The sequence below is a fragment of the Phytohabitans kaempferiae genome (assembly GCF_042433955.1).
Classification (GTDB): domain Bacteria; phylum Actinomycetota; class Actinomycetes; order Mycobacteriales; family Micromonosporaceae; genus Phytohabitans; species Phytohabitans kaempferiae.
Genome location: NZ_JBHLUH010000059.1, coordinates 49,250 through 61,157, shown reverse-complemented (window position 1 = coordinate 61,157; position 11,908 = coordinate 49,250). Strand labels below are relative to the sequence as shown.

Here is an 11,908-nt window from a genome sequence, read left to right as displayed (position 1 = left end):
CTCAACCCGGCGCAGCAGTGTACGTCATGTCAGAGTGGTCGATCGAGTGATTCAAGAATCGTTGAGCGTCTGTGACCGCACTGCTACCGACCGGGAGAAGCACTCCTGCCTCTATGCTGCCAAGAAGTCCGAGCCGCATGTCGAGGTTCGCTGAGAAAATTGCGCCTTGTCGCCCATCCGCGATGACGGCTTTGGCGTGTGTCAGTGAATCGCCGTAGACTTCGACGCCCACGGAGGCCAGGCTGTCCAGTTCTTGCATGTGCGCAGGGAAGGTGCGACCACGGACGAGTAGCCGAACTCGCACACCACGGTCGATCGCAGACTTTAGAGGATCTAGCACCCAGTATGGTTCGTCGGCGATCCCAGCGATGCTGAAGGTCGCGAGGTCCAATTTCGATTCCGCAGAATTGATAATGTACCGAATCGTCTCGGCGATCAAGCTGCCGCTGCTGTGGGTCCAGATGATCGAGCCGGTCGCATTGATCTGAACGGTCGGCAGCTGAGGGAGGGGTAAAACAGGCTTACGTTGCCTCAAGGCATACGCGAAGCCTGGCCGGGCTTCCTCACTGCTTTCATGCCACAGCCGGGCGAAGAAGCGACTAGCCTCGAGTACGCGCGCCTGGTCGTGGATAAGCACCCCCAACTCGCCTGTCACCGGCCGGTTGACCGTGCCTGTGAGGGCACTTGTCTCCAGGTTGGCGCTCCCGATCAGCGCGCGTCTGTCGTCGACAACTATGAACTTGGCGTGACAATCAACATGGCCGCGAACATAGATTCCCGCCTTGGTCAACCTATGGAACCGCTTCTTCTGAGCCTCTATTGAACCGTTGTCGTCCGCCTCGGTGTCTTCGAGGGAAACGAGATCAAGCTCAGCTAGACCTCGGGCGAGGGAACGATCGTTCCATGCCGTGATGACATAAACGCGGCCCCTCAGCCGATCGACTGCCTCCAGAAGGGACCGCAGGAGCTCATCCTCGCCCAAACGGAAACTTGCGATGAAGACCTTCTCGCGAGCGGAGTCGATCAGTTCGACAACGTTATCGCGTATATTGGATTCTGATCCCCGATAGGAGAAGACAACTTGCTGTCCGGCGCCATCGCATGATTCCGCCCGTATTGGCACGCTCGACAACTGCCTTGTCCGAAAGGTGCCTGTGCGTGGCTCGACCTCACCGACGTTTATCGGCCTAGTCACGCGGAATGTCCGTTGGCTCGGTGAGTGCATATGCGAGCGTGAAGTGTCCCAGCGACCACGCTCGGCTTAGTATGTCGTCGATTGTCGTCAACTGCGGGACGTGTGGTTGCTGTGGCCTGCCCTCGTCAAGGAAACGGAGAATCGGATTGACCGAGTCCTCGGCCTGCGCTTTGGCTATTGCCTTGTCGCGCGCGAAGAGGCGCTCAGCGCGTGGGTCTGTTGGGCGGAACGACATTGACAGAGAAACGGTGCAGTCATCGGCGACCACCTCCAAAGCAGCCTCCGAGGCGAGGTTCTGCTGGGTCGCCACTTCCGATGCCGATAGGCCATCGATGTCGAGCTGCCAGGTGTTCATTGAGCATCGCGTGGGCAAGACACGCGGAGGCGCCGATGTTGACGAGGTCAAGGCGTGCCAGAGTGCTCGCCGATACGTTGTCGTTCCCAGCACGTCCGCCAACTGCTTCCATGAATCACCGAGGTTGGTCTGGCCCTGGATTAAGATGTGGACCGGCTCGGATCGTGCCTGATCGTTTGAACGCCGAGGAGGTTTCGAGCGGAACATAAGGGACAGTTCGGTGCTTTCATAGGTGGTTCGAAGGACTGCGTCGCACTGGTACGCGAGACAAGTGCCGTCGGCGAATAGAGGTGGATCAGGAGTGGTTACCCGCTCCGTAAGTCCGAGGACGCCAGAGTCGACGCCGCGGATGCGGCCGAGCCGGATGTGCTCTTCCAGAAGGTCTGACCTCTTCACGCCCGCCAATTCCCGCGGCGCGGGAACTGTCGCGACGATGTACCGGCCTCGCTCGTCGAGCCTTAAGAACGCCTTCGCATCTTGTTTCGACAGGGCTACGACCTCGCCTGAGTCGACGAAATAGATATATGATTGAGAGCCCTCGACCGCTCCGTAAGTCCGTCCCACTTTAAGGGTTTGGCGTGCCGTACTCGTTGCAAAGTATTCAGTATCGCGTCTTACGACGGCCCCGGCTCTAATCAACCTACGGCAAAGTGCGTGCAGCAGCTCGGATGGCAAACCGGTGATGGCCTCGAACTGCGCGGTACTGAACGTCTCAAGTTCTGTTACGCACTCCAGAACGAACAATTCGAGCTTGGTCAGGCTCGAACTGTTGCGCTTCGTGACCTCTACATCGGGCCAGAATGCGATACGCAGCGCGGCTCCGTAAATGTGGAGCGCGTTGTCACCCGGCCCGTGGCTGCCTCGCGCCGAACGTCGGACCTTCACCGAGCGACGTGGCGTCATCAGGTGTCCTTCACGATAGTCATCACGTCTTTGCGACTTTCCAGCGTGCTAAAGAGGTGCCTGTAGAACTTCGTGGCTTCCGGCACAGCCCGTAGACCTTCGAGGGTGGGCCGGTGCCCGATCATGATGAGGCTGCGGCGAGCGCGCGTGAGTGCTACGTTGAGCCGGCGCGTGTCCTGTAGCCAGCGCCCGTAGTTCGGTCCGGGCCTGCCCTGCTTAGCTCTACAAAAACTGACGATCACCAGGTCGCTCTGCTGGCCCTGAATGCTGTCGATGACGCCGACCACATCGAAGCCAACTCTGGCGAAGGCCGGCGAGTGCGGGTACTCGATTCGGTCGCGGATGAGGCGGGCTTGCTTCTTGTAGAAGGTCAGGACGCTCACAGAGAGCGTTTCGTTAGTCTCTTGCAACTCCCGCTCGATGTTCGAGCAAACGCGCCAAACCCAGTCCACCTCTAGGGCGTTGGTGAAGCCGCCGTCGTCGAACTCGTCGTAAGCACGCTGATGTGCCGCGGTATCCATGAAGACAACCGGGGCGCCGAACGCCGGCAGCACGAACGGCTGTGGACCGGTCACTCCCGGAGGGGGCGAGAGGAGTCCGCCACCGTAAATCGGCTCGTTGACCAAGCTCGCGATAGGCTCGATCATTCGCCGCTGTGTGTTCAGCTTGGCGACAAGCCCGTCTGGCACTGTGGTGATACACCGCTCGAACAAGCTCTTCGTCAGATGCTTCCGAACAAGCCTTATCACCTGCTGTTCCGGACTCTTGTTCTTCCGGCCAATCAAGCGCAGAAGATCATGGAAAGCTCTCTCATGGACCGACCAATTTGGTGACTTGCGCAGTTCGTCCGCCGCTGCGAGGACAGAGTCCCGCCGGAATTCTCTGGTCTCGTCGTCCTCGTACCACTGCGTCGCAAGCCTGCTCACCGCCTCCTCAAGGTCGATGGCAGATCCTCCGTTCACGAGATGGATCGCCGCCAACGCCAGAAAGTGGAGCTCGTCCTCCGGGTCTAGATATGGTGGGAGTTGATGTTCGTCGCCCACGATGATCCATCGTTTTGACTGGTTGGCACCGATGAGAAACTCAAGGTCGATGACTCGGCTCGCCTCATCAACAATAAGCGTGTCGAAGTCGACATCGTCAAGTGAGGCCGCTCCGCCCGGTGTCGCGCACAAAACGTTCGCCGACTGCCGAATCTGGAGCTGAAACTCGTCACGTGATTCAGCTCGACTCTTACCCTGAGTCTGCCCGCTGGCCTCAAACCAGCGGGCTTCTAACTCTATGAACTTTTTGAGCACGGCCGCCTGGTCGGCGAGTTCTTGCTCGCGCGCCCCCCAAGCCTGATCTGAAATGCTACTGACTTCGTGACCGACAAGATGGACGAGATGGTCGGCGGCCAGTTCCTCCTGTACTCGCGCCTCGGCCAGCTGGTCCTGCGCCGTCATGTATTGCTCGGCAAGACGCTCGCGTTCGGCTGCATAGCGGGCCGCGCCTTCCATCAACTGCTCGGAGCGCTCGGCCTGTCGCAGAGATATCGCTTCGATCCTGGACTCTGTTCCTTGGATGAGTCGCTCAAGTCTCTCTGACTTGGTTCTCAGTTCGCCAATCTCGCTAAGTTGAGCCATCACGCCAGGACCAGCAGGACGAGTGCCCCTGCGCTCCACGTCGGCTAGCTTTGAGCGAAGGCGTTCTAGCGACTCTGCGGACTCACGAACCGTCTCAACGTCAGATGACTCAGACTTGTTGATTTCTGAGACCTGACTCTCGTACTCCCTCTCCAGACGCTCCAGGGCGCCGGTGCCGTCTGCCAGGGTTTGCTCGAAAAGAGACCGCTGACTTCGGTACACCCGGAACTCAGTGATCGCTTCGCGCAGAGAAACTAGCTCGTCGATTTCGTCGCGCCACTCTTTCGCTCTGGACTGATCAATTGTCCTTGCGCGGCGCAGGTAGGTCGCTGACAGATGCTCCGGCATGAATCGCTGCAGGTCCTGGCGAACCCTCGACTCATCCCACGCGATACGGATAGGAAAGACGCTCGGCTCATTACTAAGTCTCTGGAGGACCTCATCTAGGGCCACGTGCATAGGAGCGACCAGTAAGATACGCTCGCCTCGTTCAACCAACTGTAACACGGTCTCGGCAATAACGGAGGTCTTGCCGGTGCCTGGAGGGCCCTTGATAAGAAAGGCGTGTGGCGCGTTGACCGCACCAGCAACTGCTTCCCTCTGTTCATCATTGAAACGAAATTCGTCCGGACCGGCTCCGCATTCCAGGTGGAACTGACCAATTTCGGTTCGCTGTAGGTTTGACAGTCCTTCGGGCCGGAGTAGGAGAAGTGCCAGGTCGTCCCATGATCCATCTATGTTCTCAGCGGTGAAACGGCGAGCAGCGACCGCATTGGCAAGCATCGGGAAACGAGGCACCGCCTCGGCGGTTACGTTTAGCCCTCGTTTGAGAACGACACTGCGGGGTAGTCGTAGTAGCAGGATTCCGCGGTCCTTGTTAGAGCCGGCCTCGTCAACCCGGCACCGCAGAGCGACTTGATCCCCTAGGGTGAGCGTGATTCTTGAGTGATCGAACAGGCGCGAATTGGCTTGAACCTGGACGACCGCGTTTCCTACGTGGCTGTCCGTGACCACGCCTTCGTTAGATATCTCCGCGGTCGTCGCAGCGCGCAACCGTAGTACCTGAAGCAATGCCGAGATAGTGGCAAGCTCGCGTTTAGCGTCCCTCCTGAAACTTCTGCCTGGCGGCTTGCGTTTCGCCCTAGCTAACCGCCGACGACTCGTACCACGAATGCTCTCCCGCCTGTGGAGGATTAACCTCGCTCTTGCGAATTTTTCCACAAGGTCAGGAAGGTCACACGGTGCGTCGTCGCGCTGTGGTCTCTCGAGCGTTATCGAATCCGGCCGGACCAACAAGTTGCGGCGGGCGACGATTGAGAACTGGACGTCGACTACTTTTGCTATTTCCGTGGACCTATCACGGCCAGTTGACGAGACAACAACGAGCCGAAACTGTGAGCCGGTCGCGATGAAACAATTGCCTTGCTCTCTGTGTGTGAGCGTCATCCCGTCCATCAGGTCGGCCTCAACCTCGTGAGCGCTGACGCCTGCCTTGTCCAAGACGTGCGGCAAGACGGTGAAGCGAATTGTCGCCTTCTCCGCATCACATCGCGCAAATGCCTCAGGGTTGCGCTCGACGCACTCGTCATCAAGCCACGCGATGGGAATTTGCATCTCGGTCACTGGACAGGCAACCTACTGGCGCCCGGTGCAGACCGGTGCCGCCGACGGCACGATCCGAGACGTGAATGCAGGGTCCTCCTCCTGTGTGTCATGCGGCGACGTGCCGTTGTCGGAGGTGCGGCCGTCGGGCGAACCGTGTTGTGAGCGACCGAGAAGCTCGCCATCGACGGACCTCCTGATTCATTTCCCGTCCCATTATGCACGTCTGTTTCAGGTTAGAACGCTCTTGTATTTCCATGCTTCCATGTCGAGTCCGGTCTGACCTAGGCGATTGGCTGGGGAATTGGGCGGTCGTGGCTTCCGACGGCCACTCGATTGGATGGCGGATGTGTCCCGGACCGTGGACTTGCCGAACTGTATGCTCTGTGGGAGTTCGCCGCGCCGTTGATTCCGCCTGTGCCGGTGCGGCCGCAGGGTGGTGGGCGGCGACGGATAGATGATCGGGCGGTGCTGGCCGCGATCTGCGACCTGACCCAGGCCGGTTGCTCCTGGTGGAAGCTGCCCCAGGCGATGTTCGCCGTCACCCGCGCCACCGCGTACTGCCGTTTCATTGAATGGACGAAGGCCGGGCTGTGGCCTGCGCTGCACCTGGTGCTGCGGCGGCTGCAGCGGCTCGTCGTCTTCCGCACCAGAGCTTCCGGCCGAGGCGATGGACCGCGTGACGCCGGCCATCGCGATGCTGCAACGCGCGTCACTCGCATCCGCGACGGCGGCCAGCACGTCGGCGCGTCCAGCCCGGCTACGGCGGCGCTTCCTAGTCGTGTGGCGGTACAGGCGGCCCGACCGCCTGTACCGCTACCAGCTGCCACCAGCCTCAAAGCCGCTCCGGACGTCGCACGCGCAGGCCGCTGTCAAGCTTGCGGACATAGGCGTCTGGCCGCCTCCTGAGTAAGTCGAGCTGCTCTTTGAGGTAGTCGCGACGGCTCGGCGCCATGTCGGGGCAGTCGTCGAGCGCTTCGAGCCAGCCCACAGAGGGGTGGTACCACTTGCCGTGGTTGAAGATCGTCAAGCTCGGCGGCACTGACAGGACGCGGTAGCCGTCCTGCTCCCGGCGAACGCACGAGTACAGAATGCTGTACTTGCAGGGCGTTAGCCGGTCGAAGGACATCAACCGCTCGTCTTCGCGCGCAAGCTCTGCTCGCTTCTCCTGGCGCCGCCTTATGCCCTGGTAGTTCTCGCTGCGGCCATACACCAGCACAAACCGAGGGCTAAGCTTCCTGCTGCCCATGAAGGTGCCAAGGCCGTACTGATCGATGAAAAGCTCGCGGTTGTATCCGCGGCTGAACCAGGCACGCCACTCAGCGAGCTGCCCTTGGGCGTGCGTCAGGTCGCTGTGGATCTCGGCGCGGTCACCGTAGAACCACTGTTTGTGCGGTGTCTCGATCTCGATCAAGATCGGAAACACCTCGCTGCTGTGGCAGGCGATCCACAGGAAGTCCGGACGCCGCGCGCTCAGTCCGGGGAGCGTTGGCTGCGAAACCACCGCCATAGGGTAGGGCGGGTGCCCTGAGTCGCCATCAACCGTATGACTACCGGGCAGCAAGGATGGGTGCCGTTCGAGGAACGCCTGGAGGAGCCCCTCGTCCTTCGACTCCGGGCTGTCGAGCAACTGCTGCCAGCGCTCTGCCAGCAGGCTGTTGTACGCCTCCTCGCTTGGGCGCCCGTGCGCCGTTCCCTCGTTCTCCGCAAGGTAGCCAGGTAAGTGGCCTACGAACGGGCGCCGGAAGTCACTTTCTTGCACGATGGCAGCGTACGCGGGAAGCGCGATCAACCGCCGAAGCGCGACACCGCGTGGTCGCTCATGATCATCCAGACCGCCGCTGGCCGGGGCGCTAGAAGAACTGCGCCCGTGGTCGCCTCCGTCCTGCCGCGAGGCAAACACGGCAGCAGAAGCGCACCAACTCCGTCCACGCCATGCACCTACCGCCGAATCGGCCGACATGCTAGCCGATCTAAGTGGTCTTCGTCGTTACCAGTAAGAGCTTCGGCGGACGCCGGGCTGGTGCGGCGAGGCGTCACTGGCGGCCCTGCCTAGCCGCGACGTAGGCGGTGTCTGCATCCCGTCAGGGGGCGTCCGATCGGCAGGTCGTAGCCGCCCTGCTTGGCCGCCGATCGCTACATGGGCGCCGGCTGACGGTGGGCTGTACTGCGACGGTCGATGCTGGCCATGGTTGCGGCGACGATCGGCGAGCGGCGGATCGCGTGGGCGACAGCGGCAAGGCGTTCGGCTTCGCTGTCCACGTCGTTGAACCCGTGCCGCGGCGTTGGGCGGCGCGCGCCGGGTTCGTCCAGCGGGTGGGGCAGTCGAAGGGCGGCGGTGATCATCGTGGCAAGCCCTTCGATGTCGGCGCTGTGTTTGTCCAGGCCGACGCGTCGCGCGCGGACGTGTGCTTCCTCGTACACGGCCGGGTCGAGTTGGCCGCGGATATGCCATAGCCCGTCGTGTATCTGTACGACTCGCCGGCGTAAGGCCGCGCGGGTGTGCCGAAACGGAAGCTGCTGGTCGAGTTCGGGGTCGAGGATCGGCACGACGAAGCGTGGCGCCGCCTTGGTGAGCGGTAGCCAGACGCTGTGCAACCGCCGATACAGGTTGTGTCGCGTGACGGTACTGGTGACAGTCGAGATCCGACTGCTGCGTGACCACCTACCTTGTGCGTCTGAGCGGGCGGCAGGCCAGACGGGGTGGCGGCGGCCCGCCGGCTCACCGTTCATGCGGCGGCCTGCGGAGACGCTTGACAGCGACGCCATGTATTCGGCGTACTGCTCAGCCTGACGCTCCTGGGCCCGCCGGACACCGGAGACGCGCGTCGAGTCGTGGTGGTCCAATTGCCGATGTCCCAGAATCAAATGCGCCAGTTCGTGTAGGACGATGTGGCTCTGCAGCAACGGCGAGGCGTCGTCCGCGACGACGATCAGGTCTTCGTCGGTGCGGTGCAGCAGCATGCCCGACGGTCCGCCGATCGGGACCTCGACCTCGACCACCCTGATTGGCCTGTCGCGCAGGTCACCGACGACCGAGCACCATCCGTGAGCGGTCGTCGGCATCGGTCCGGCGGGAAGATCCAGCGGTGCCAGACCGCGGCGGCGGTTCACCGTTGTACACCTCCATCGGCTCGTGAGGCCCTGGGGCCTGGCATCTGCCCCGCGACCGGGGTGGGCCGGCTTCAGTGTGGCTGATATGGGAGCACGGCGACAGTTGACATCTCAACGGCTGGCTCGGTGCGGTTTCGGTCGTCGGTGGCGCGGCGAAGCCAATTGCCAGCAGGTTGACTACGGCATCGCACATGTCGATGCAAGCGCGCTTCGTTGGATCATTTATCAAAACTGGGGAACGAGGAGTTGATGAAATTCCGGTTACGATCAAGTCATCGTGATCAGTTCGATCGGCGTAGATGAGCGTCCAGGTCGGACGGGGAGGGTCGGGCTTTGGTCAGGGGCGTGGTGGGACGGACGCGATGGTTGGCCTCTTCGATGTGGGCGTGCGGGACGGGTGGCCTGCTTTACTTCGGTTTGCCGGTGACGTGGCCAGCCGTCGGCGATTGGATGTATTTGGCGGCGGCCACCGCGTTGGTGGCACTTGGACGTACCAGTACGTTGCCGATTCCGGCATTTCCTGGCGCCAGGGTGTCGTTGATGGCGGCTGTGGTGTTGGTCGTTGCCGCTACGTTGCCGATTTCCTGGGCGGCGATCTGCGTGGTCTGTGGCGTGGCGGTGACATCCGGCGTGCTGGCCCGCCGGGGGTTGACGACGCGGTTGGGCGCGGCCGGTGTTGACATGGTGGGCGCTCTCGTTGCGGTGGCGGCGCTGTCGTTCGTCGGCCGGGACGGGGTTGTGTTCGGCGCACCCGCGGCCGCCTACGTTCCCTGGGTGGTGCTGGCCGGTGTCGCGGCCGGCATGTCGACCGAGGTTATGTCCGCGACGGCCGCCGTTGTGTCGACGGGGGCCGCTTGGCGGGACGCTTTGCGCGCCGGTTGGGCCAGCCGCCTGACGGTGAGGGCTGGTCAGATCCTGTTGGCGCTGCTAGTGACCGCGATGGTGGCCGGTGACCGTCGGTTGTTGTTGCTGCTGCCGCTGGTCTTGCTGGTGGGGTACGCGGCGCGTATGCACCGCATCGCGGTGACCGGTGAGCGTAGGGCGTGGGAACGCCTGGCAATGATCACTGACGCCTTCCATGTTGCGGACAGTGGTGCCGCAGCACGTACGGCGGCGCGCGGCGCGATCGACTGGTTCGGTGCGGAGGCTGTCGAGGTTCAGTGGGCGGACCTGGATGGCGACCGGGTGGTCCGTGCGACGGCCGACGGCGTGGAGTTCGACGGCAGACCGGGAGGTGATGAGCGTCAGGCACGAAATCGGCAATGGACGGTCCAGGCCATTGTCGCGGGCCAGGGCACCGGCGAGCTTGGCACCTTGCGGATGCTGACGTTTGACCGTCGGATGCTGACGGACCGTCACGCGCGGGCTCTGGGCATCTTCTGCGCCGCCCTTGGCACCTCGATAGAGACGGCGCTGGGCCGCAAACGGGCGACGATCGTCGAGGCACAGCTGACCTATGAGGCGACGCATGACCCCATGACCGGACTGGCGAACCGCCGACGACTGCTCAGCGAAGCATCACGCCTGCTGAGCTCCGGCCGGACCGCGTTGTGGCTGTTGGACCTGACTGGTTTCAAGGCCGTCAACGACACCTTCGGCCACGAAGCCGGCGACCGCCTGCTGGTGGCGGTGGCGGCCCGGCTCCGGCAGGCCGCGACGGTCGATGGTCAACTGGTGGCGCGTCTTGGCGGCGACGAGTTCGCGGTGCTGTTCGCTGGGTTGAGCGCCGAGGCCGCCACCCATCGCGCGCGGCAGATCCATGCCGCGGTATGCCAGTCCGCGCAGGTCGACGGCGTGCAGATACCCATCCGCGGCAGCGCCGGGCTCGCCGTCACCTCTGGGGGCATCGATGTCAGCGAGCTGCTGCGGCGTGCTGATGTCGCGATGTACCAGGCCAAGCGCGCTGGCAGGGCGTTGACCGTGTTCGACCCGGACAACGACACGGCGGACGCACTGAACCTAGAGTTAGCCGTACAGTTCCCCGACGCCGTCGCTGCCGGGCACATTGAGGTGCGGTACGAACCGATCATCCGGCTGGCTACCGGCGATATCGTCGCCGCCCGGGCCACACCAGTGTGGAGACACCCGCAACGTGGAGTCCTGCCCACAGCGACCTGGTGGACGGTGGCCGCGCAGTACCACGCACACTCCTTCACGAAGGTGTTGTTGCGGCAGGCGCTGGCCGCGCTGAAGTTCTGGCGCGCCCGTGGACACCCGGTCCAGGTCGAGGTGGCCGTGGCGCCGGCGAGTATCAACGATCCGCGGTTCCCCGTCATGGTCCTCGCCGAGTTGGCACAGCATCGCCTGAACCCGGCGACTCTGATCATCGATGTGCCATCTGCACCGGTTGGGCCGGAGCCGGTCCTGGACAAGCTCGACGCGGCTGGAGTCAAATTCGTTCTTGACCGGTTTGGTAGCGCGGCCTCGTCGCTCGCGCTCCTGGACGCGATCCCTTTCGCCGGCTTGAGGATCGATCAATCGTTGATCTCACGGCTGGGCGAGCGCAAGGCCACCGCCATTGTCAAGGGCACCATCAGACTCGGTCAGGACTTGACCATGGCAGTGTGCGCGGAAGGCCTCGACAAGCCCGAGACACGGCAGGTCGTGCTTGACCTCGGCTGCCCGTTCGGGCACGGTCCCCTGTTCGGGTCACCGCTATCGGCCGACGAGTTGGAACGACGTTTGTCCATCGGCGTCGCCGGGGTGCCAAGACAGCTTGGGCCGCACACAGCGCGATCGGCTACCGCTGTGGATCTGCGGGCGAGCTGACCTCAAAGTCCTCGGCCGACGCCTTCTGCGACACCTTCCTCAGGTCGCTTTCAACCCGCCACCGCCGCGCGGTCTCCGGATTGTTCAGGGTTGTTGAGGAACGTGGCCTGGCTCCGTGGCCTCGGGTCGCCACCGGTCCTGGAAGACCAGCCATCGGCTTCGCCAGCGTGTTACCGGCCAGCTGGATCGGAACTGCTGCCGTGGTACACCGGCCAGCACGCCGCCGGTACCGCCACAAGCGTCCGCGACATCACCCGCCGCGCCCGTTGCCGGCCACCACGCCCACGATGACGAGGGCGCGCCTGCGACATGCCGCCGTTACGGATAGAAGGCCGTTGCCGCGCG

At 62.9% G+C, this 11,908-nt stretch carries 8 protein-coding genes; 2 read left to right on the top strand and 6 right to left on the bottom strand.

What is annotated here, in order from left to right; all coding sequences use genetic code 11:
- Position 1: 1 nt before the first annotated feature.
- The 3 genes from ACFFIA_RS27430 to ACFFIA_RS27420 form a co-directional block, all read right to left on the bottom strand.
- Complete coding sequence (locus tag ACFFIA_RS27430) at positions 2-1,123, bottom strand: phospholipase D-like domain-containing protein (protein WP_377255709.1); 1,122 nt, start codon at positions 1,121-1,123, stop codon at positions 2-4.
- Between the two features lie 64 nt (positions 1,124-1,187).
- On the bottom strand, positions 1,188-2,453 hold the full coding sequence (locus tag ACFFIA_RS27425; RefSeq protein ID WP_377255707.1) for a hypothetical protein: 1,266 nt from the start codon (positions 2,451-2,453) through the stop codon (positions 1,188-1,190).
- Positions 2,453-5,692: a DEAD/DEAH box helicase gene (locus ACFFIA_RS27420; protein WP_377255786.1), complete on the bottom strand. Its 3,240-nt coding sequence runs from the start codon at positions 5,690-5,692 to the stop codon at positions 2,453-2,455. Before ACFFIA_RS27420 ends, ACFFIA_RS27425 begins: the two co-directional genes overlap by 1 nt.
- Before the next feature lie 324 nt (positions 5,693-6,016).
- Here ACFFIA_RS27420 and ACFFIA_RS27415 point away from each other — a divergent pair, with 324 nt between their 5' ends.
- Entirely contained in the window at positions 6,017-6,589 is a 573-nt protein-coding gene (locus ACFFIA_RS27415) for a transposase (RefSeq protein WP_377255705.1), read from the top strand.
- Here the strand turns inward: ACFFIA_RS27415 and ACFFIA_RS27410 are convergent.
- From ACFFIA_RS27410 to ACFFIA_RS27400, 3 genes are all read right to left on the bottom strand, one after another.
- Positions 6,516-7,442, bottom strand: coding sequence for a Shedu anti-phage system protein SduA domain-containing protein (locus ACFFIA_RS27410; RefSeq protein ID WP_377255702.1), 927 nt, complete (start codon positions 7,440-7,442; stop codon positions 6,516-6,518). The genes ACFFIA_RS27415 and ACFFIA_RS27410 overlap by 74 nt on opposite strands.
- Before the next feature lie 374 nt (positions 7,443-7,816).
- On the bottom strand, positions 7,817-8,794 hold the full coding sequence (locus ACFFIA_RS27405; protein WP_377255699.1) for a DUF6545 domain-containing protein: 978 nt from the start codon (positions 8,792-8,794) through the stop codon (positions 7,817-7,819).
- Positions 8,795-9,201: 407 nt separating this feature from the next.
- A complete protein-coding gene (locus tag ACFFIA_RS27400) occupies positions 9,202-9,477 on the bottom strand; it encodes a hypothetical protein (protein WP_377255696.1) in 276 nt (91 codons plus the stop codon).
- On the opposite strand from ACFFIA_RS27400, the gene ACFFIA_RS27395 reads away from it, so the two are divergent.
- Positions 9,476-11,563, top strand: coding sequence for a putative bifunctional diguanylate cyclase/phosphodiesterase (locus ACFFIA_RS27395; protein WP_377255693.1), 2,088 nt, complete (start codon positions 9,476-9,478; stop codon positions 11,561-11,563). The genes ACFFIA_RS27400 and ACFFIA_RS27395 overlap by 2 nt on opposite strands.
- Positions 11,564-11,908 lie beyond the last annotated feature (345 nt).

Coding starts and splice junctions, on each gene's coding strand:
- ACFFIA_RS27425 (WP_377255707.1), bottom strand. CDS start 2,453: ATGACGCCACGTCGCTCGGTGAAGGTCCGACGTTCGGCGCGAGGCAGC.
- ACFFIA_RS27420 (WP_377255786.1), bottom strand. CDS start 5,692: ATGCAAATTCCCATCGCGTGGCTTGATGACGAGTGCGTCGAGCGCAAC.
- ACFFIA_RS27395 (WP_377255693.1), top strand. CDS start 9,476: ATGGTGGGCGCTCTCGTTGCGGTGGCGGCGCTGTCGTTCGTCGGCCGG.
- ACFFIA_RS27400 (WP_377255696.1), bottom strand. CDS start 9,477: ATGTCAACACCGGCCGCGCCCAACCGCGTCGTCAACCCCCGGCGGGCC.